This window comes from Pseudoxanthomonas sp. LARHCG66 (genome assembly GCF_052871755.1).
In genome coordinates this window covers 1,402,245-1,424,516 of the sequence record NZ_JBIXJW010000001.1, presented here as the reverse complement: position 1 = coordinate 1,424,516, position 22,272 = coordinate 1,402,245, and the positions used below count along the sequence as shown (strand labels likewise).

Annotated in this window: 10 protein-coding genes; all 10 read left to right on the top strand. The window is 68.1% G+C overall.

The genetic code is table 11. The features are described from left to right. Positions 1 to 39 precede the first annotated feature (39 nt). Positions 40 to 1,197 carry a LacI family DNA-binding transcriptional regulator gene (locus ACIPRS_RS06675; protein ID WP_446537950.1) on the top strand — a complete coding sequence of 386 codons (1,158 nt, stop codon included), beginning with the start codon at positions 40 to 42 and terminating at the stop codon, positions 1,195 to 1,197. 126 nt (positions 1,198 to 1,323) lie between these two features. Continuing rightward, positions 1,324 to 2,559: an L-fucose:H+ symporter permease gene (fucP, locus tag ACIPRS_RS06670; RefSeq protein WP_446538015.1), complete on the top strand. Its 1,236-nt coding sequence runs from the start codon at positions 1,324 to 1,326 to the stop codon at positions 2,557 to 2,559. A gap of 3 nt (positions 2,560 to 2,562) precedes the next feature. After that, positions 2,563 to 3,591 carry a carbohydrate kinase family protein gene (locus ACIPRS_RS06665; RefSeq protein WP_446537949.1) on the top strand — a complete coding sequence of 343 codons (1,029 nt, stop codon included), beginning with the start codon at positions 2,563 to 2,565 and terminating at the stop codon, positions 3,589 to 3,591. A 250-nt stretch (positions 3,592 to 3,841) separates the two neighbouring features. Then, positions 3,842 to 6,127, top strand: a complete 2,286-nt coding sequence (locus ACIPRS_RS06660) for a TonB-dependent receptor (RefSeq protein ID WP_446537948.1) — start codon at positions 3,842 to 3,844, stop codon at positions 6,125 to 6,127. Between the two features lie 36 nt (positions 6,128 to 6,163). Then, positions 6,164 to 6,442: a hypothetical protein gene (locus ACIPRS_RS06655; RefSeq protein ID WP_446537947.1), complete on the top strand. Its 279-nt coding sequence runs from the start codon at positions 6,164 to 6,166 to the stop codon at positions 6,440 to 6,442. Continuing rightward, positions 6,432 to 6,707, top strand: a complete 276-nt coding sequence (locus tag ACIPRS_RS06650; RefSeq protein ID WP_337730807.1) for a hypothetical protein — start codon at positions 6,432 to 6,434, stop codon at positions 6,705 to 6,707. The genes ACIPRS_RS06655 and ACIPRS_RS06650 overlap by 11 nt, the downstream gene beginning before the upstream one ends. Then, positions 6,704 to 8,239, top strand: a complete 1,536-nt coding sequence (locus tag ACIPRS_RS06645; RefSeq protein ID WP_446537946.1) for a PepSY-associated TM helix domain-containing protein — start codon at positions 6,704 to 6,706, stop codon at positions 8,237 to 8,239. The genes ACIPRS_RS06650 and ACIPRS_RS06645 overlap by 4 nt, the downstream gene beginning before the upstream one ends. Before the next feature lie 155 nt (positions 8,240 to 8,394). After that, a complete protein-coding gene (locus ACIPRS_RS06640; RefSeq protein WP_446537945.1) occupies positions 8,395 to 9,102 on the top strand; it encodes a response regulator transcription factor in 708 nt (235 codons plus the stop codon). A gap of 242 nt (positions 9,103 to 9,344) precedes the next feature. Continuing rightward, positions 9,345 to 18,863, top strand: a complete 9,519-nt coding sequence (locus ACIPRS_RS06635; protein ID WP_446537944.1) for an SdrD B-like domain-containing protein — start codon at positions 9,345 to 9,347, stop codon at positions 18,861 to 18,863. Beyond that, a complete protein-coding gene (locus tag ACIPRS_RS06630; RefSeq protein ID WP_446537943.1) occupies positions 18,860 to 22,270 on the top strand; it encodes a hypothetical protein in 3,411 nt (1,136 codons plus the stop codon). Before ACIPRS_RS06635 ends, ACIPRS_RS06630 begins: the two co-directional genes overlap by 4 nt. The last annotated feature ends 2 nt before the right edge of the window (positions 22,271 to 22,272 follow it).

Sequence of the window (22,272 nt, the reverse complement as noted above, 5' to 3'; positions counted from 1 at the left end):
GTTTACGCTGAGGACCTTCTCTGGAATGAATCGATCCATATGAGCCAGAAGCGTCCCTCGCGCACGGCTGCCACCGGCAAGGCCGGGTCCTCGTCGACCAAGGCGGGCAAGCCGGTGAAAAAGACGGCGAAGAAGGCGGGTGAAGCCAAGCCGGCCGCGCCCGAGCGCAAGCGTGAAAGCCAGCGCGTGGTCACCGTCACCGATATCGCCAATGCCATCGGGGTGTCGCGCGCGACCGTGTCGCTGGTATTGCGTGGCAGTCCGCTGGTGCATGCCGACACGCGCGCCCGGGTGGAGGCCGAACTGAAGCGCCAGCGCTACGTCTACAACCGCAGTGCGGCCAACCTGCGCAGGCGCACGTCATCCAGCGTCGCGCTGGTGATCAATGACCTGTCCAACCCGTTCTTCGCGGAGTTCGCCGCAGGCGTGGATGAAGCGCTGGGCGGGCAGGGCTACGTCACCCTGCTCGGCAGCACGGGCGAATCGCCGCAGCGCCAGCAGGCGGTACTTGCGTCGCTGATGGAGCACACGCCTGCCGGCGTGATCCTGTCCCCCGCCGAAGGCAGTGATGCCGCCGAACTGCGTACCGTGCTGGATGCACGCAGCCATGTGCTGCTGTTCAACCGGGAACTGGCCGGCGCGGACGCATGGGATTTCCTGGCGCTGGACAACGAGCGCGGCGCACGCATGGCGGCCGAACACCTCATCGGCCTGGGCCACCGCCGCATCGCCTTCTTCGGCGGCCATGCCGATTCCAGTTCGTGCCGGCAACGACGCGCGGGTTTCGCGCAGGCGATGGCCGCGGCGGGCTTGCCGGTGGAGCCGCAATGGCTGATCGAATCGGCGCCCAACCGGCTGGAAGCCGCCACGCGCACCGGTGCGCTGTTCGGTGAGCGCGCCAGTCCGACCGCCGCAGTCTGCTACAACGATACGGTGGCGCTGGGCCTGATGCTGGGCCTGGCCTCGCGCGGCATCCAGCCGGGCCGGGGCTTCGCCGTCACCGGCTTCGATGACATTCCCGAAGCGGCGATGACCACGCCGCCGCTGACCACGCTGTCGGTCGATCCGCGCGAGCGCGGCCGGCAGGCGGCGCGCATGCTGCTGCAGCGCGTGGCCGATCCCGATGCTGCCCCGATGCGCACGATCGCGCCCGTGCGTCTGTGCATCCGCGAAAGCAGCGGCGTACCGCGCCCATGACGCTTCCCCTTTCTTCTTTCCCATTCGCCCGTTGAGGTCTACGACCGCATGCCGATCGCATCATCCCCACCCTCAGTGACCTCCCGCGGGTCCGCCTCGGCCGTCACGCCGCGTGCGGCGCTGGCCGTGGTGACCACGATCTTCTTCATGTGGGGCTTCCTGACCTGCCTCAACGACATCCTGATCCCGCACCTGAAGGCCGTGTTCGAACTGAATTTCGCACGCGCGATGCTGGTGCAGTTCACCTTCTTCGGTGCGTACTTCCTGATGTCGCTGCCGGCCGGCAGGCTGGTCGCGCATCTGGGCTACAAGAAGGGCATCGTGGCCGGCCTCGCCATCGCTGGCGTGGGTGCACTGGGCTTCTGGCCGGCAGCGGAACTGCGTGTGTACGAAGCCTTCCTCGGCGCGCTGTTCGTGTTGGCCACCGGCATCACCGTGTTGCAGGTGGCAGCCAATCCCTACGTGGCGCTGCTGGGGCCCGAACAGACCAGTTCCAGCCGCTTGACGCTCGCGCAGGCATTGAACTCGCTGGGCACCGCCATCGCGCCACTGATCGGTGGCCTGCTGATCCTCGGCAACACGGTGAAGAGCGCCGATCAGATCGCGGCGCTGCCGGCGGTCGAGCAGGTCGCGTATCGCGCACAGGAAGCGCAGGCGGTGCAGGGGCCGTATGTGGGGCTGGCGGTCGTGCTGTTCCTGCTGGCGCTGTTCGTGTTCCTGTTCCGCCTGCCCACGCTGAGCGAGACCACCGAGCAGGCCGGTCCGGTGCGACATACGCTGGGCGAAGCCTTGCGCCACCGTCACGTGCGCTTCGGCGTGCTCGCCATCTTCTTCTACGTCGGTGCGGAAGTGGCCATCGGCAGCTTTCTGGTCAACTACCTGTCGATGCCGGCCATCGGCGGCTTCAGCGAACAGGAAGCCTCGCGCTACGTGGCGGCGTACTGGACGCTGGCGATGATCGGGCGTTTTGCCGGTTCGGCGATCATGGTGCGCTTCTCGCCGCGCCGACTGCTGGCGTTGTTCGCGGTGGCCAATGTGGTGTTGCTGGCGACGACGCTGCTCGGCAGCGGAAAGCTCTCGCTCTACAGCGTGGTGGCAGTGGGCCTGTTCAATTCGATCATGTTCCCGACCATCTTCGCGCTCAGCATCGAACGCCTGGGACCGTTGACCAACAAGGCCTCCAGTCTGCTGATCATGGCCATCGTCGGTGGCGCCGTGGTGCCCTATTTGCAGGGCGTGTTCGCGGATGGCGTGGGCGTGCAGGCTTCCTTCCTGCTGCCGCTGTTGTGCTATGGCTACATCGTGTTCTACGGCCTGTCGGGTTCGCGCCCGGCACCGGCCACGCAGGCGCAGGGAGCGTAAGCGATGTCGAAGATCGTCTGTTTCGGCGAGGCCCTCATTGATCTGCTGGCCCAGCCCCCTGCCACCGCCGACACGCCGCGCGCATTCCTGCAGTACGCCGGCGGTGCGCCCGCCAACGTGGCCGTGGCCGCGGCACGGCTGGGCGCCGACGCGCATTTCGCCGGCATGCTGGGTCACGACATGTTCGGCGACTTCCTGCTGCAGAGTTTCGTCGCTGCCGGCGTGGCGACGGATTGCATCGTGCGCACCAACGCTGCCAAGACCGCGCTGGCCTTCGTTGCGCTGGACGAGCAGGGCGAGCGCAGCTTCAGTTTCTACCGCCCGCCCGCCGCCGACCTGCTGTTCCGCAGCGCGCATTTCCTGCCTGCCTGCTTTGGTGGCACCGGCAGTTTCCATGTCTGCTCCAACAGCCTGACCGAAGCCGGTGTCGCCGAAGCGACCCTCGATGGCATGGCGCGCGCACGGGATGCCGGAGCGATGGTGAGCCTGGATCTCAACCTGCGTCCGGCGCTGTGGCCCGAAGGCGTGGATCCGGGCCCGCGCCTGTGGCAGGCCTTGTCGGCTGCCGACCTGGTCAAGCTCTCGCAGGAGGAACTGGATTATCTGGCGCAGCCACTGGGTGGCGGCGCCGATGGCGAGGCGGCCGTGCGGGCGCGCATCTTCGAAGGCAAGGCGCACTGGCTGATCGTCACCGATGGCGCCGCGCAGATCCGGTGGTTCACGCGGCAGGCGTCCGGGCACGCGCCCAGCTTCCGCGTCGAAGCGCGCGATACCACGGCGGCCGGTGATGCCTTCGTGGGCGGGCTGCTGTTCCGGTTGGGAGAACTCGGTGGCGATGGCCGGGGTTTCCATGTCTTCTGCCAGCATCGGGAAGGTCTTGAAGACGCCATCCGCTTCGGCGCTGCCGTGGGTGCGTTGGCGGTGACGCGGAAGGGTGCATTCGCCGCCATGCCGTCGTTGGCCGAAGTGAACCAGCTTCTCCGGGAGCAGCACCACGAACCCGCCGCCCTCGTTCTGGGAGAAGAAGGCTGACGCGCCTCCAGGAAAGCAGCGTCGTGATTCCCCGCGGCGGTAGGTAGGTCCTGCCGGCTCGGCAGGGACAGCCGCGGACCGGAGGAAGACCCGCACGCACCGGCGAATCACGCCGCTGGCGTGCACCGGGGTTTCAACACGACGTTGAACACGTCTAGAATCCCCGCCACGATCCCATCGGTCGTGGCCGCTCCGCGGCCGGCACAGCTGCCGCCATGCCAATCCTCCCACCTGCTTGCCGGAGATTCGCATGCGCGTCACACGCCTGGCCGCCGCCTTGTGCGCGGCCCTGTTGCCTGCTTCATTCGCCCACGCCCAGACGTCCGCTCCCGACAGCGGCGGTACCGGCCCTGCCACGCTCGACACCATCGTGGTCAAGGGCGAGAAGTCCGATCGCGACCTGCAGGACACCACCACCAGCGTGGCGGTCACCACGGACGTGCGCATGGAGCAGGAAAACCTGGTGAGCCTGTACCAGGTGTTCGACCGCACCGCCAATGTCAGCAAGACCTATGGCGATTCGGGCTTCACCTTGCGCGGCATCAACAACAACGACGGCGAAGGATCGCCGCTGTCCACCATCTACCTGGATGGGGCGGCGATGTCGCACTTCATGACGGCCACCGGTCCGAGCACGCTGTGGGACCTGTCCCAGGTCGAGATCTTCCGCGGACCGCAATCGACCATCCAGGGCGAGAATGCGCTGGCCGGTGCGGTCGTGCTCCGCACGCAGGACCCGGACCTCGACGCATGGGGTGGGCGGGCCCGCCTGCTGTTGTCGGACCCCTCCGACCAGCGGCTCGCTTTCGCGGTCGGCGGACCCCTCATCGAGGATGAGCTCGGTGTGCGCCTGGCCGTGGAGCGGCGCGATTTCGACGGCTTCGTCGACAATCCGACCCGCGGTGTCGGCGAGGATGCGCTGGAGTCGGTGCTGGTGCGTGCCAAGGTGTTGTGGACGCCCGCGGGAATCCCGGGCCTGACGGCGCGCCTGAGTCTCAACCACTTCGATCGCACGGGGCCGTATTCGTTCACCTACAGCAGCCTGGATGTGCCGGACTACTTCGACAACCGGGTGAACCTTTCCGACGCACCCAACATCGACGACACCCGCACCAACAGCGCCACGCTGGAAGTCGACTACGGTCTCGGTGACCGGTGGTCGCTCAATTCCGTCACCGCCTGGAGCGATGCCGACAGCCATCGGCGCTACGACAACGACTACACCGCCACGCCCGGTGCGGCCGGTGGCGCTGAACTCGATTCCCAAGCCTTGTCGCAGGAGTTGCGGGTGCGCTACGAAGGCGCGCGCCTGCGCGCCCTGGCAGGGCTCTACTACTCCGAGCGCGACACCCGCAATGCCACGGCCAGCCTGACCAATGTCGACACACCCGGCGAAACCATCGCCGGCCTTCTGCAGTCGATCGGGCTGGACCCGGCAACGGCCGGCGCCATCGCGCAGCAGTATGTCGCCGCACTGCCCGTGATCCCGGTGGACTACCGGAGCGCATCCCCCTCGCGTTCGGAGAACAAGGCATTGTTCACCGATGTCGAGTTCGACCTGGCCCCGCGCTTCACGTTGCTGGGCGGCTTCCGCTACGACCGCCAGCGCTATGGCTTCGGCAGCCGGACCTCGGCTGTCTTCACCGGCACGCTGCCCGATCCGGCGATGTTCGGTTCGCCGCTTGCGCCGGTGATCGCGGGCATCAACCAGGCCGTGCTGGGCTTCGTCGGCGCGGCCAACGGCACCTCACCGTACTCCACGCGCACGTTCGACACGTTCCTGCCCAAGCTGGGCCTGCGCCATGACATCAGCGAGGATGTTTCGCTGGCTTTCGTGGCGCAGCGGGGTTACCGGTCGGGCGGTTCCAGCTTCAATCTGGCACGCAGCATGGTGGTCGCCTACGACCCGGAATACACCGACAACTACGAAGTCTCGCTGCGTTCGCAATGGTTCGATGGTCGGCTGACGGTCAATGCCAATGCGTACTACATCGACTGGAAGGACAAGCAGGTCAGCGTCAACTTCGGCCAGGGCAGTTTCGACTACCACACCGTCAACGCCGGGCGCGCGCACCTGTACGGCTTCGAGCTGGAAGCGACGCACCGTCCCTCCGACGGTTTCGACTGGTACGCCTCGCTCGGTCATTCGCGCACGCAGTTCGATGACTTCGAACCGGTCCTGGGCGGCAACATCTACGACTACTCCGGCAGCGAGTTCGCGTATGCACCGCACTGGACGCTGGCCGTCGGCGCCAACTGGCGCTTCGCGGACAACTGGGTGGCCAACCTCAATGCCAATCACCGCAGCGCTATCTATGGCACCACCGGTACCGTGCAGGACCAGCTTGGATCACGCACGCTGGTCAACGGCCGTTTCGGCTACGAAGCGCTGGACTGGAGCGCCTGGCTGTTCGCCGAGAACCTGTTCGGGGAGGAGTACATCCAGTACCGGTACACCGACCAGAGCCTGGACCTGACCCACGGCATCCTCGGCGCACCGCGTGTGCTGGGGATCGGATTCGAGGCGCGCTGGTAGCGCGCGGTATCCGGACATGACGACGAGGCATTCGCGATGACCCTGCTCTACCTGTTGCTCTCGCTGTTCTCCGCGAGCGCCTTCTATCTGGCGAGCCCGCACCAGCAACTGTGGGCGCGCATGTCAGCGCACCGTACGCTGGCGCGCGCAACGGCCTGGCTGTCCGCCGTGTTGGCGGTTGCCATGGGCATCGTGGCGCTGGGGGTCTGGGCCGGCGTGTTCTCCGCGCTGACCGCCTGGATGTCCGGCGTCGTGGCGCTGCCTTACCTGGATGCCTGGCGCCGCACGCGCAAGGGGGTGGCCCATGTGGGGTAAGTCGTTCGCCGCAGCATTGCTGGGGTTGCCCCTGACCGTGGGCGTCATCGGTCTGCTGGTGCTGGTATGGCCGGGGGAACTGCAGCGCATCACCCTGCCGTGGCTGTTGATGGCATTCCCGCTCTGGGTAGGGGTGATGTCGCTGGCGTTCCTGGCCAGGACCGGTTGGCGCGCCTGGATGTGGATGGGAGGCGCGACGTTGCTGTGCTTCGCGCTGATCCATGTGGCGAAGTCCGTGGGCTGGGCGGCGGAGTTGCCGGCATGAAGGCGACGACGCTGAGGATCTTCCTCTCGGTGCATACCTGGGTCGGGCTCGCCTCGGGCATGCTGCTGTTCATCGCGTTCTACGCCGGTGCCATCACCGTCTTCGTGCACGAGCTGCAGGGGTGGGAACGCGCGCCGCAGGCGACGCCGTCGCATGCCGAGGCCATGGACGTGTCGCAGGCGCTGGTCGAACGCGTGCTGCGCGAGCAGCCGAAGGCGGCGGAGGGGCTGACGCTCGTGCTCCCCGGCGACCACGGCCCACGACCATCGGCGTACTGGTACGAAACGGCGACGGACACGCAGCACAAGTTCGTGTTCAGGGACGATGGCGAGCTCGAACAGATGCCCGGGCGCAGCGGATTCGTCCAGTTCATCTACGACCTGCACTTCACCGCAGGCCTGCCTCGCACCTGGGGGACGTATCTCTTCGGCGTGGTGTCCATCCTGTACGGGCTGGCCCTGGTCAGCGGCGTGGTGATCTATGCGCCGGTGTTCCTGAAGGATCTGTTCGCGCTGCGCGTGGGCCGCAACATCAAGCGGCTGTGGCAGGACGCGCACAACGTGGTCGGCGTGCTCTCGCTGCCTTTCCACGTGATTTTCGCCTGGAGCGGGGCGGTGCTGACCATCGGCTTCCTGATGCTGGCGCCGTTCCAGTTCCTGGTGTTCGACAACAGATTGATGACGGTGCTGGAGCAGGATTTCGAGATCGCCCCGCATGTCGAGCCGGCCGGGGTCGCCAGACCCTTCCTGCCTGTCGCGGACCTGGTGCGGCGGGTCGAGACGGCACTGCCCGGCATGACCGCCGAAAGTCTCTTCTACCATGACGCAGGCGATGCCAATGCCCAGGTGACGGCGTACGGCGAAGCGCCGCAACGTCGACTCAACGGATTCGGCGGCGTGGCCGTCAACGCGGTGACCGGCGAGGTCATCGCCGCCGTCGGGCCGAAGGATTTTCCGCCCGGCATGTCGATGTTGCGTGGCCTGCAGACGCTGCATTACGGCAATTTCGGCGGGTTTGCGGTGAAGTGGCTGTACTTCCTGCTCGGTCTCGCCGGTGCGTTCCTGTTCTACAGCGGCAACCTGCTGTGGATCGAGGCGCGGCGCAAGCGGCGGCAGGTGGAACAACCCGGACAAACGCGCTTCGTGGCCGGCCTGACCATCGGCGTGTGCCTGGGGTGCATCGCCGGCATATCGGCGGTGTTCCTCGTCGCCGCGCTGCTGCCAGGTGTATCCATCGCGGGCAGCTATGCCGTTGTCTTCCTGGCGGCCATCGCATGGGCATTCCTGCGGCCGCCGGCACGCGCAGCGCACGAACTGCTCTGGTTGTGCGCGTTGTTGACCGCGGCCATCCCGGTCGCCGGTTGGATCGGGTCGGGTGAACACCTGTTCGCCGCCCTGTGGAACGGCCACTGGCACCGCGCCCTGACCGATGCAACGGCGCTGGCCATGGCGCTGGCGTTCCAGCGCATGGCGGCGGCGACCCTGCGACGGGGCCGCGAAGGCGATCCCCATAGCGTGTGGTCGTTGCAGTAGGAGCGCGCGCGGTTGCCGCACCTGCGACCCGGGACAGGCGTCAGCCTGGTCCGCGTTGCGCGGGAAGGCGACCCGGCGCGATTTCCCCTCGTGGGGGTCGACATCGCCCGTGAAATGTGAGTTACGCTACATTTGAGCCGTCGACTTCCCCTTCCATGAGCCAACACGACTTGCCGTCTCCACGCGTTGCCGTTGTCGAAGATGAAGACGAACTGCGAGGCCTGATCGTTGAGGAGCTGAGCGAGCGTGGCTACGACGTTGTCGGGCTGGCGAGTGCGGAAGCCCTGTATCGCCACATGAGTGTCCAGGCGCTCGACATCGTGGTCCTGGACATCGGCCTGCCTGGCGAGAGTGGGCTGGGGGTGGCATCGCACCTGCGGCAGCTTGCCTCGGTGGGCATCATCCTGCTGACCGGCCGCGGCGGCAAAAAGCTCATGGCGCAGAGCTTTGCGGTAGGTGCCGATCTCTTCCTGACCAAGCCCGTCGATTACGACGTGCTGGCCGTGGCCGTCGCCAATCTCCATCGCCGGCTCGCGCCTGCCATGAATGGCGCGTCATCGGATGACCCGCGTGCGGTGGTCTGGTCGTTGTCCGATGCGGGCTGGACGTTGCACGGACCCGATGCCAGGACGCTGGCGCTCAGCGAGGCAGAACGCACGATCCTGGCACGGCTTCTGGAGCAGCCTGGCATTCCCGTATCGAGGACGGCCCTGATCGACGTGCTGACCGATCAGCCCTGGGATTTCGATCCCCATCGGCTGGACGTTCTGGTCCATCGTCTCCGCGGCAAGGTCAACAGCCGTTTTTCGCAGCCGCTGCCGCTGCGCGCCGTGCGTGGAATCGGCTACGTATTCGCACCCTGATGCTCTTCCGGTGAGAAACGGTGAGTTTGGGTGAGTCACCGTCATTGATGCGCGTCCCGGCGCAATAGAGACTTTTCTCACATCCGGTGCCGACATCGGTACCGGAACCGCACCGCGCGAGCGGTGATGTCTTCTCGCCATCCCGAGGGTCGCCCGCCGCCACGGTTTACGCCGCGACGCGGGCAAGGCCGTCCTGATGGCTTGCCGGGTTCGATCCGGCCAAGCGGAACAGGGGAAAGTCAGTGAACAAGCAGGGTGAGCCGACGTTGATCGGCGGATGCGCGCGCGCGCGCGCGGGTTCGACAGGGTGGTCGCTGCAGAATCGCAGCCGGGCGTGGCGCTGGATGACCCTGGCGACATGGCTGCTGGCACCTGCCGCACTGGCTGCCGACCTGCAGATCACGGACCTTTCCGACACGGGCTACGATCCGACGCCGGCTGGCGGCGAGGTGGTCTACAACGTCACGGTCGAGAACGGTGCCGCCGATACGGTGCCCAACGCCGTGGTGATCTTCGACCTGCCTGCCGGCACCGTGGCCGGCACGCTGCCGGCGTTCTGCAGCGCCGACGCCGGCGTGCCCGCGCGCGTGGTGTGCGCGGTGGGCGAACTGGTGGGCACGCAGACGGCGCAGGGCGCGCCGGTCAGTTTCCAGCTCGGCGTCGATACGGGCGGCCAGGCGCCGGGCACGGTGACGATGCGTGGCGCCATCGGATTCGGTTCCGCAGTACCGCCGGCCGGTACGCCGATCACGGCACTCACGCCGGGCGATGCATTCTTCGCCAGCGACACCAACACCGCCAACAACCAGCGCAACGAAGCCACCACGCTGACCACCGCCGGCGACCTGCGCCTGCTCAAGAGCGCCACGCCGGATCCCGTGGTGGGCGGTGCCGAAGTCACCTACACGCTGACCGTGTTCAACGACGGTCCGAGCGCATCCACCAACTTCCGTGTCGTGGACACGCTGCCGGCAGCGACGACGTACGTGGCCAGCAGCTTCAATGGCGCCGGCTGGACGTTCAACAGCGGCACCATGACCGCGACCCACGCCGGCACGCTGGCGGTGGGCTCGAGCAGCAGCTTCACCTTCCGTGCCCGCGTGAACGCCGGCAGCGGCAACATCATCAACGCGGCGACGGTGGAAGCCATCGGCACGCCGGATGCGGATCCGAGCAACAACGATGCCGACGTCACCACCAGCATCACGCCGGGTGCCGACCTGGCACTGAGCAAGTCCGCGGCACCCGCGCCCGCGATCGCGGGCCAGTCCGTCACCTTCACCCTGACCGCGCGCAACCTCGGCCCGAGCGTGGCGCAGAACGTCAGCCTCACCGACGCGCTGCCGGCGGGCTTCGTGATCACCGGCGGCACCCAGCCGGGTGGCTGGAACTGCAGCAACGATGGCGCCAACGGCACGCGGACATGCACGCGCGCGGCGGGCATGCCGGTCGGCGCGGTGGAAACACTGACCATCGTCGCCACCGTGCCCTCCACGGGCGCCAACAGCAGCGGCGACGTCACCAACACGGCGACGATCACCTCCACCACGCCGGATCCGAACGGTCCGGTCCTGGGCGTGAACAACAACGATGGCAGCGTCACCTTCACCGTGCTGGCCGACGGTGCCGACCTGTCGATGACCAAGAGCAAGTCGCCGGCGCTGGTCGCGGTGTGGGACGGCATCGGCCCCGACACCGACAGCCGCATGACCTCGCTGATCCGCGTGCGCAACCTGGGGCCGCGCGCCGCCAGCGGGCAGGTGCAGGTGGTCGACGAACTCGCAGCGGGTGAGGAGTTCGTGTCCGCGTCCGGTCCGTGGACCTGCGCGGTCGACAATCCGTACGCCGTGCCGCCCGCGCGGCAGCGCGTGACCTGCGACCTGAATGCCGGTTCGCTTCCGCTGGCGGTGAACAGCGACTCGCCGCAGCTGCAGATCATCAGCCGCGCGCGTGCCGCGGGCGCGCTGACCAATACCGCGTGCACCGGCGGCTCCAACGGTTCGGTCGAACCGCTGACGGCCGGCGGCATCGACCAGGATCCGGAAACCGGCAACGACTGCAGCGGCGCGGGCACCCGCACCACCGACGAGCGCGCCGACCTGCGCATCGCCAAGCAGACCAATGGCCCGGGCGATGCGGACAACGTGCTGACCGCCGCGCAGGACACGGTGACCTACACGCTCACCATCACCAACGACGGCCCGGACAGCACCACCGGCATCGTGGTGAACGATGCGATCCCGGGTTTCGTGGCCGGCCGCACCACCGTCAGCGCGAACGCACCCGCGGGCTGGAACTGCACGACCGGCGCGTCGGTCGTGTGCCGTTCCGGCACCACGGCCCTGGCGAATGGCGCCAGCGCCAGCATCGTACTGACGGTGCAGCGCGCGCTCTTCGACAGTGCCGGCCTTGGGGCTGGAACCTGTGGTGGCGTGCCCACGACCAACGCGTTCTGCAATACCGCCGGGGTCGGCATCGATGCCGCCGTGGCGGGGTCGGTCGGCGAGATCAACGCGGCCAACAACAACGCGTCGGACTGGCTGCGGATCGATCGCGTCGCCAACGTGCAGACCACGGCGAAGAGCATCACCTCGGGCGCGACCGGCCAGGCCGGCGTCAACACGACCTACGTGATGTCGTTCCGCAACCAGGGGCCGTCGACGGTGCCGGGCGTGGTGTTCCGCGATGTGTTCACGCTGCCCGCCGACGATGCCGGCTTCGTGCTGATGTCGGCCACCCGGACCGGTGGCGGCACCGCCACGTGCACCGCCACGCCCGGTCCCGGCATCACCACGGCGCCTGCCGCAGGTGGCGTGTCGTATGCCAATCCGACGGCGGGCACCGCACAGGTCACGCTGACCTGCGTGCCGCTGTCGCTGGCCAATGGCCAGACCGAAAGCCTGACCGTGGTGATCCGTCCGAACGTCAACGTCGGCAACACCGGACGCGTGTTCACCAACGTGGCGGACTTCTTCTTCGACCGCAACAACGACGGTACGCCCGATCCGGCCAGTGGTTCGGATGCCAATGGCAGCTTCGACTTCAATACCGACGGCAGCGCCGGCGACGACCAGCGCAGCGCCAGCCTGCCGTTCAACAGCGGCAGCGTGGACCTGATCACCAACAAGGTGGATACCGGCTTCACCGGCGGCGTGGATCCGTTGGGCTACGACGCCGTGACACCGGCCAACAACGCCATCACGTATCGCGTGACCGTGCGCAACAACGGACCGTCGGTGGCGACGAACGTCCGCATCAGCGATACGTTGACGCCGCTCGCGGGCCGTACCGTGCGCTTCCTGGGCGTGTCCGCGTCGACAGCGGGGCCGTTCGTCGACACGGATTGCAGCGTGACCGCAGGCAGCAACCCTGCAGTGGGTGCGCCGCTGGTGCTGGATTGCGTGATGCCGGGCATCGGCTTCTCCACCAACCTGCCGGGTGTGGTGGCATCCGGCCAGACCAGCACGCTCTACCTGCGCTATGCCTACGAGACGCCGCCCGGCGCCTCCGGCGATACGCTGCTGAACTCGGCGACCGCCAGCTCGGCGGAGACCGACACCAACCTCGCCAACAACACCGCGGACCAGGACACGACGATCCGTTCGCGCGCCGACCTGGCCGTCACCAAGACCATGGTCGCGCTGGCACCCGACCCGGATCCCGCCGTGGCGCTGCCGCCCACCATCGGCTCGGTGTCGCTGCGACAGCCGTTCTATTACGTGATCGGCGGGGTCAACAACGGTCCGGGTGCGAGTCTCTCGCGCGACCGTACGGGTACCAGTCCGCTCAATGGCACCGGCACGGTGGTGACCGACACATTGCCGGCGAACCTCATCGTCACCGGTCCGATCACCTGGCGGAAGGATGGCCCCGATCCGGGCGGCGACGAACAACCCGTCGGGACGGGCACCTGCAGCCAGGCGGGCAATACCGTCACCTGCAACCTGGGCGACATGACCGTCACCGGTCGCGCACGCATCATCGTGCCCGCGCGCTGGGATGCGTATCCCGCTGGCGGTACCAGCAACAACACCGCGACCATCGTGACCGAACAGGTCGATCCGGTCCCGGGCAACAACACGACCACCGTGCCGCTGGGCATCACGCGCTCCAGCCTGGCGGGCGTGGTGTTCGAAGATCGTGACCGCACCGGCGCCAACGGCGGCACCCACCAGGGTGCAGCCACCGAGCCGGCCATCGCGGGCGTGACCATCACCCTGACCGGCATCGATGCGTACGGCAACGCCGTCAATCGCAGTGCCATCACCGCTGCCGACGGCAGTTACAGCTTCACCGATCTGTCGCCGGCCGATGCCGCCGGCTACACACTGACGCAGACGCAGCCTGCCGGCTTCGTCAACAGTCCCGCGGCCCTGCCCACCAGCGGTGGCGCGGAGCCTTCGCTGGGTGGCACCTACAGCGCCGGTTCGCCCAACTCGGTCATCGCCGCCATCCCGGTCGGCGCCGACCAGGCCGGCGTGCGCTACGACTTCCCTGAAGTGCGCCGCCCGGCGCTGTCGGGCTTCGTCTACATCGACGGCAACTTCAACGACATCCGCGACGCGGGCGATGCGCCCATCAGCGGCGCCACGGTCGAACTGCTCGACGCCGGCACTGGTGCCGTCGTCGCGACGACGACGACGGATGGCAGCGGTGCTTACGGTTTCAGCAATCTGGATCCGCTGATCGTCTACACGCTGCGCGAAGCGCTGCCCACCGGCAGCTACCAGAACCGTCCGACGGCAGTGAATCCCGGCCAGGTCGGCGGCGCGCCGTGCGCCACGGGCTGTACGCCGGGCACCGGTGTGGCGGGTGATGCCGCCACCACCGACCGCATCAGTGGCATCGACCTGGGTGCGGGTACCGACGGCACCGTGTTCAACTTCGGCGAAGACGCCGTGGCCGGTATTTCCGGCAGCGTCTACGTGGACCGCAATGGCAACGGCAACTTCGACGGCGGTGACGCCGGCACGGTCAATTCGCGTCCCAACGGCGGGCTGCAGGGCGTCAGCGTCACGCTGACCGGTGCGGGCGCCGACGGCATTTTCGGCAATGGCGATGATCCGGCACCGGTGACGGTGCAGACCGATGCCAATGGCGCCTACCAGTTCGCCGGCCTGGTGGTCGGGCAGGACTACCGCGTCAGCGAAACGCAGCCTGCGGGCTATGCCGACGGCACCGAAAATCCCACCAACGCCATCGACATCGCCAACCTGCCGCCGGCCGGTTCCGCCGGCAACGACTTCGGTGAAACGCTGGGTTCGCTGGCGGGCCTGGTGTTCGAGGATTTCTCGGCCACTGCCGCCAACAACAACAACGGCACTTTCGACGGTGGCGAGAATCCGATCGCCAACGTCACCGTGACGCTGACCGGCACCGATGTGCTGGGCAATGCGGTCAATGTCACCGCGCAGACCGATGCGGCCGGTGCGTACGTATTCCGCGACCTGCTGCCGCCGCAGGCCGGTACCACGTACACGATCACCGAGACGCAGCCCACCGGCTACATCGATGGCCGGCACACGCCGGGCAATGCCGCCACGCCGGGCAGCGCCACCACGTCGAACGTCATCGACGGCATCGCGATCACTGCGGGCCAGGCGGCCACCGGCTACCTGTTCGGCGAACTCGCCAATGCCGTCATCAGCGGCACGGTCTATCTGGACCGCAACGACAACGGCGACCAGGACGGTGGCGAACCCGGCATCCCCGGCGTCACCGTGGTCATCGAAGGCGCCGGCCCGGATGGCGTGTTCGGCACTGGCGACGATCTGCCGCCGGTCACGCTGACCACCGATGCGAACGGCGGCTACAGCTACGGCGGCGCGATCACGGGGCAGAACTACCGCATCGTCGAAACGCAGCCCACCGGCCTGGCCGATGGGCAGGAGAACACCTCCAACCGCATCACGCTGACCAACCTGCCGGCCGCCGGTTCCAGCGGCAACGACTTCGGCGAACTGGCGGCATCGCTGTCCGGCAGTGTGTGGCTGGATGCCAACAACAACGGCGTGCGCGAAGCGGGTGAGAACGGCATCGCCGGTGTCAGCGTCAGCCTGCCTGCCGGCACGCTGGATGCGCTGGGCAATGCCGTCGCTGCCGCCGTGACCGACGCCAATGGCGAGTACCGCTTCGGCGATCTGCTGGCCGGCACCTATGCGGTGACCGAGCAGGCTGCGCAGCCCGTCGTGGGGGGCGTCACCACGCTCAATGGCATCACGGTGGCCGGCACTGTCGGTGGCAGCAGCAGCGGCACCGCCACGCCCGTGACGACCCTGCCCAGCGCCATCGCAGGCATCGTCCTGCCCGCGGGCGGCGATTCGGTACAGAACAACTTCGGTGAAACGCTGGGCGTGTCGCTGTCCGGCCGCGTGTTCTTCGACGCCAACAACGACGGCGTGCAGTCGGGCGCGGCCGAAACCGGCATCGAAGGCGTGACCCTCACCCTGACCGGTACCGATGACACCGGCGCGTCGGTGTCGGTGACCACGACCACCGATGCGAACGGCGACTACGCCTTCGGTGGCCTGCGTCCCGGCACCTACACGGTGACCGAACCGCAGCAGCCCACCGGCACCAGCAACGGCCAGACCGTCGCGGGCACCGTCGGCGGCACGTCGACCGGCACCGCCACACCGATCGCCACCGTGCCCAGCGCGATCAGCACCATCGACCTGACCACGCCGGGCAGCGCATCGGTCGACAACCTGTTCGGCGAGATTCCGCTGAACAGCGCGATCAGCGGCCGCGTGTGGGAAGACACCGACAACGACGGCGTCATCGACCCGTCCGAGCAGGGCATCGGCAACGTGGTCGTGCGCCTGACCGGCACCGACCTGGCCGGCAACACCATCACCCGCGACGTGACCACGCAGCCGGATGGCAGCTATGCCTTCACCGAACTGCCGCCGGGCACGTACACCATCACCGAGCCCGACCAGCCGGCCGGCACGCTCAACGGCACCACCGTGCCTGGCACGGGTGGCGGCACCGCCACGCCGCCGACCAGCGCACCGTCGGTGATCAGCACTGTCGTGCTGGGCGTGGGCGAGGAAGCCAGCGGCAACAACTTCGGTGAAGTGCCTTCGGGCAGCATCGCCGGCCGCGTCTACAACGACGGCAACAACAACGGCGTGATCGATGCCGGCGAAGGCGGCTTCCCCAACGTGCAGGTCGTGCTGACCGGCACCAATGAGCTGGGCGAAACGGTCGACGTCACCGTCACCACCGACAGCGAAGGCCGCTACCGCTTCGACGACCTGCGCCCGGGCACCTACACGGTGACCGAGCCCACCCAGCCGGCGGAGACGCTCAACGGCATCACCACGCCGGGCACCCTCGATGGCACGTCGGTGGGCGTTGCCACGCCGGTGAGCACCACGCCATCGGCCATCAGCGGCATCGTGTTGCCGCCGGGCGGCGATTCCGTCGACAACAACTTCGGCGAGATCGGCGATTCGCCGGACCTGGTGGTCAGCAAGACCGCTACGCCCACCACGTTCACCGTCAACAACCCGGGGAGCTACACCATCCGTGTGCGCAATATCGGCCAGCAGCCGAGCGCGGGTGAGTACGTGGTGGAAGACCGCCTGCCGGCCGGCCTCACGCTGGCGGCCACGCCGACCGGCAACGGCTGGACCTGCACCGGCGCTTCCGGCGACAACCGCTTCCGCTGCAGCAGCAGTGCGGTAATCGCGGCGGGTGCCACGCTGGCCGATGCCATCATCGCGCAGGTCCGCGTGGATGCCTCGGCGGCGACCGGTTCGCCGGTCAACAACGCCGTGCTGGTGGAAGGCGGCGGCGAGAACGAGTTCCGCACGCCGACCACCGACGAGCGCGCCGACTTCGAAGGCAATCCGGCCGATCTGCCGGTGTGCGATCCGGCGATCACGCAGAACGCGTGCCGCCTGCCCACCGCCGTGCAGTTGTCTGCGTCGGTGTCGGGCACGGTGTGGTTCGACCAGGGCAGCGAGTTCGGCCTGATCGATGGCGGCGACCGTCGCCTGTCCGGCTGGGTGGTGGAGGTGGTGAACGGCAGCGGCCAGGTCGTCGGCACGGCGACCACGGGCGCGGACGGTACGTACTCGATCGCCGACCAGGTGCCGGGCATCCCGCTGGCCATCCGTTTCCGCGACCCGGCGACGGGCGTGGTCTGGGGCCTGCCGGTCAGCGGCGAAACCGTCACCGGTCCGCCGGTGCCGTGCGATGCGGGCAGTGCCGTCGCCAACGGCACGGCCAGTTCGTGCCGCAGCAGCGACAGCGGCTTCACGCATCTGGCGGTGGTACTGGCGCCGGGCGCCAACCTGCCGCAGCAGAGCCTGCCGCTGAATCCCGGTGGCGTGGTGTACGACGCGACCACGCGCACGCCGGTCCCCGGTTCACGCGTCACGCTCACGCCGGTGGGTACCTGCGCGGGCTACGCGCCCGAGCAGCACGTGCTGAACGCCGCGCTGGGCGGCTACACCGTGCAGGGCACGTCGGTGTCGATGACGGTCGGTGCGGAAGGCTTCTACCAGTTCCTGCTCGGTCCGGATGCGCCTGCCTCGTGCCGCTTCCAGCTGGAAGTGACGCCGCCGGCCGGCTACGCGTTCGAGTCCGGGATGATCCCGGCGGAAACCGCGCCGCTGTCGCCGCCGTCCACGCCGGGCGTGGGGCATCCGGTGCAGACCAATGCCACCGCGCCGACGGCGCCGGTGGGCACGGCAACCCGCTACTACCTGGAGCTGACGCTCGGTTCGGGCGTGGCAGTGCCGGTGCACAACCACATCCCGCTCGACCCGCAGGTCGCACCGGGCCTGGTCATCACCAAGACCGGCGACCGCAAGACGGTGGAAGTGGGCGACAGCCTGGTCTACACCATCACCATCCGCCAGACGGCGGGTGCGTCGATGGGCACGGTCAACGTGGTCGACCGCCTGCCGCACGGGTTCACCTTCATCGACGGCACCGCGCGTGTCGATGGTGCGGGCATCGCCAATCCGCTGGGCAAGCCCGGCCCGACGCTGGTGTTCGATGTCGGTCCGCTCGCGGTGGGCGCGCAGAAGACGCTCAGCTACCGCGTGCGCGTCGGCGTGGGCAGCCAGCAGGGCGACGGCATCAACCGGGCGCGTGCCCATGGTTGTTCCATCGAGGGCGGTTGCGTGGATCCGACCACGCTGACGCCGTACCCGAACGGCGGCGTGGTGCCGTCCAATCCGGCCGAGTACCGCGTGATTGTCAGCGGTGGCGTGTTCACCGACGAAGGCTGCGTGCTGGGCAAGATCTTCGTGGACTGCAACGTCAACCACGTGCAGGACCGCGAAGAGATCGGCATCCCCGGCGTACGCATGTACTTCGAGGACGGCACCTGGATGGTCAGCGACTCGGAAGGCAAGTACAGCTACTGCGGCCTGCCGCCGAAGAGCCACACGCTGAAGGTCGATCCGTCCACGCTGCCGGTCGGCTCGCGCCTGACCACCAGCAGCAACCGCAACCTGGGCGATGCGGACAGCCTCTTCATCGACCTGAAGAACGGCGAGCTGCACCGCGCGGACTTCATCGAGGGCAGCTGCTCCAACCCGGTGATGGAACAGGTGAAGGCGCGCCGCACGCAGGGCGAGATCCGCGCGCCGGAGACCGAACGCAACCAGCAACCGTTGCGCTTCGACAGCAAGCCGGCGCGCGCGCCGCAGCAGGCCACCGATTCGGCCAACCAGCAGCCGATCGTCGCGCCGAGGCCGACCGCCACGGACGGGGATGAAGGCACGGAGGTGCAGCCATGAGCCGCATCCCCTCCCGCCCCTCAGCCCCGTCGGAAGCCAAGCCCATGCGTGTCACGCGTCATTCCCACCATCCGCTGGCGCTCGCCCTCGCGCTGGCCATCGTGCCCACGCTGGCGACGGCGCAGACCGTGTCCGGCGACCAGCGCTTCACGCCCGTGCTGGGGCAGGGCACGCCCCTGTTCCCGCAATCCCCGCAGCTGCAGGACACCGCCTCGCAACCGCTGTACGCGCAGCCGGGCAACGTGGACTACCGCGTCAACGCGGGTGTCGACCGCGTGGTAGTCGATGTCGACCGCGACGGCGTCCCGGCCGATGGCCAGTCGCCGGTGCGCGTGGTGGTGCAGCTGTTCGATGCCGACGGCAAGCCGATGGCGGGCGACGCGTTCGCCACCATCGAGCACACCGGTGGGCGCATCAAGCTGCCGGACGGACGCACGGACGAACTCGGTCCCGGCCGGCTGGACGCCGACAAGGCCACGCCCGGCGTGCAGCTTCCCGTGCGCGACGGCAGGGCCGAATTCGAACTGCTCGCGCCGCATGATCCGCAGGACGTGCTGCTGCGGGTGACGTCGGGCGCGCACAGCGCCGAGGGCGTGGTCGGCTTCGTGCCGGAAATGCGCGACATGATCGCCACCGGCCTGATCGAAGGCGTGATCAACTTCCGCCGCAACGGCGACGGGCTGATCAACGGCACCCAGCGCGGCGATGGCTTCGAGCGCGAGATCCGTCGCTGGGAGAAGCAGTTCAACAGCGGCAAGGCCAACGGTGCGGCGCGTGCGGCGTTCTTCGCCAAGGGCACCATCAAGGGGGAGTACCTTCTCACCGCGGCTTACGATTCCGACAAGGAGGTGCGTGCCCGCCTGTTGCGCGACATCCAGCCGGAAGAGTTCTACCCCGTATACGGCGACGCCTCGCTGCGCGGCTTCGATGCGCGTTCGGCCGAACGCCTGTACGTACGCGTGGACAAGGGCCGCAGCTACCTGCTGTATGGCGATTTCCAGACCGGCGACAACCTCGCGACGCAGACTGGCGTGGATGCCGGCACCCGCGCCGCGCCGCGCGTGCTGGGCACCTACAACCGCACCGCCACCGGCCTGGGCTGGCACTTTGAAAATGCACGCGTGCGCGGCAATGTCTTCGCCATCGAGGATTCGCTGCGCCAGGTGATCGAGGAACTGCCCGCCTCCGGCAGCGGTCCTTACGGCCTGCGCAACAATGCGGTGCTGGAAGGCAGCGAGCGCGTGGAAGTGGTCGTCCGCGATCGCAACCAGCCTTCGCGCATCGTCTCGGTGCGTCCGCTGGGGCGGCTGGTGGACTACAGCTTCGAGCCGTTCTCCGGGCGCATCCTGCTCAACAGCTTCCTGCCGTCGTTCGACAGCGACCTCAACCCCGTTTCGCTGCGCATCACCTACGAACTGGACCAGGGCACCGAAAAGTTCCTGGTACTGGGCGCGGATGCGCAGCTGCGCGTGGGCGAGCACGGCGAGATCGGCGGCTCGTACGTGGACGACCGCAATCCGTTCGCCGCCTTCGAGATGGGCAGCGCGAACATCGGCTACCGCCTGGGCGCGAACACGTGGCTGGTGGCCGAAGCCGCGCGCACGCGCAGCGAAGTGAACACCAACTCGGTCAACCAGTACGGCACGCCCGCGCTGCAGGGCCTCAGCGGGCTGGTGGAAGGCAACGCGTGGCGGGTGGAGCTGGGACACGCCAGCGAGGACGTGGACCTGAAGCTGTTCGCCGGCCAGTCCGATCCGGAGTTCAACAATCCCGCTTCGCCGCTGTACGGCGGCCGCGGCGAGTACAGCCTGACCACGCGCTGGCGTCTCAACGACCGGTTCGAGCTGTATGCCGAAGGGCTGCGCAGCGAAGACCGCAATCCCGATGGGGGCGAACGCAACGCCGCCAGCGCGGGCACGCGGGTGAAGCTGACCGACAAGCTGACGCTGGATGTCGGCTACCGCGCCATCCGCGAGACCGTGGGCGCCTACTACACCTGGGCCACCAACAGCGGCTACGGCAACATCGGCGGATTGTCCGGCGGCTATGCCACCGGCGCCGGCGGTGGTGCGCTGGGCTATGGCCAGCAACCGCTCGATCCGTTGACCGGCCTGCCGATCATCAGCAGCGGCAATCCGAACGACGTGGCCAGCGGCCTGCCGGTGGGCACCGAACTGTCCTCGGACATGCTGCGCATCGGCGTGGGCTATCGCGCCAGCGATCGCTTCAGCCTCGGCGGCGAAGTGGAGCAGGACATCCATGGCGAGGACCGCAACCGCGTGGCGCTCGGCATGGACTACCAGCTGCGCGAACGCAGTCGCGTGTATGGACGCTACGAAAAGCAGACCGGCATCAGCGGCGTCAACGGCCTGACCCAGGATGGCCGCGAAGCGGACACGCTCGCGCTGGGCGTGGATACCAGCTTCATCAAGGATACCCAGCTGTTCTCGGAGTACCGGCTGCGTGACGCCATCGCGGGCCGCGACATCCAGGCCGCGTCGGGCATCCGCAACCGCTGGGACCTGCGCGAGGGCCTGCGCCTGGATACGTCGTTGGAACATACCAACGTGATCTCCGGCAACGTCGGCGATTCGACCGGCATCGGCGTCGCGCTGGACTACACCGCCAATCCGATGTGGCGCGGCAGCGTGCGCGTGGAGCACCGCATCTCCGACGACGTGGCCGGCACGCCGACCAACGAGGGCTACAACACCACGCTGCTGCAGTTCCTGGCGGCCCGCAAGCTGAGCCGCGACTGGACGCTGCTGGCACGCAACTACCTGCTGCGCACCGAGTACGACGCGCGCGGCGACGTGTTGCAGGACCGTTTCCAGATCGGTGCGGCGTACCGCGACACGGACACCAACCGCGTCAACGCGCTGGCCCGCTACGAGTACAAGCTGGAGAAGGACGAGAGCGGCATGGACGGCTCGGGCTTCGGTTCGGACACGGGCCAGGACATCCGCACCAGCGCGCACATCGTCTCGGCGCATGCCGACTGGCATCCGTCGCGGCCGTGGTGGCTGACCGGCCGCGTGGCCGCGAAGTGGCAGCAGGACAGCTTCTTCTATGCCGACACCGGCCGCGTCGATGACGACTTCAACGCGGTGCTGGTCTCCGGCCGCGTGGTCTACGACATCACCGAGAACTGGGACATCGGCGTGCTGGGTTCCGCGTTCCGCGGCCAGGACGGCGCCAACCAGTATGCGTTCGGCGTGGAAGTGGGGCGGCTGCTGCGGCAGAACCTCTGGCTGTCGGCGGGCTACAACGCCACGGGCTTCCGCGGCGACGAGGACCTGACCGGTTACGAGTACACGCAGCAGGGCGCGTTCATCCGGCTGCGCTTCAAGTTCGACGAAGACCTTTTCCGTAGAGACGACGTCCGCTACCGCGACCCGGTGCGCTGAGG

Coding starts and splice junctions, on each gene's coding strand:
- ACIPRS_RS06675 (WP_446537950.1), top strand. CDS start 40: ATGAGCCAGAAGCGTCCCTCGCGCACGGCTGCCACCGGCAAGGCCGGG.
- ACIPRS_RS06665 (WP_446537949.1), top strand. CDS start 2,563: ATGTCGAAGATCGTCTGTTTCGGCGAGGCCCTCATTGATCTGCTGGCC.
- ACIPRS_RS06660 (WP_446537948.1), top strand. CDS start 3,842: ATGCGCGTCACACGCCTGGCCGCCGCCTTGTGCGCGGCCCTGTTGCCT.
- ACIPRS_RS06655 (WP_446537947.1), top strand. CDS start 6,164: ATGACCCTGCTCTACCTGTTGCTCTCGCTGTTCTCCGCGAGCGCCTTC.
- ACIPRS_RS06650 (WP_337730807.1), top strand. CDS start 6,432: ATGTGGGGTAAGTCGTTCGCCGCAGCATTGCTGGGGTTGCCCCTGACC.
- ACIPRS_RS06645 (WP_446537946.1), top strand. CDS start 6,704: ATGAAGGCGACGACGCTGAGGATCTTCCTCTCGGTGCATACCTGGGTC.
- ACIPRS_RS06640 (WP_446537945.1), top strand. CDS start 8,395: ATGAGCCAACACGACTTGCCGTCTCCACGCGTTGCCGTTGTCGAAGAT.
- ACIPRS_RS06630 (WP_446537943.1), top strand. CDS start 18,860: ATGAGCCGCATCCCCTCCCGCCCCTCAGCCCCGTCGGAAGCCAAGCCC.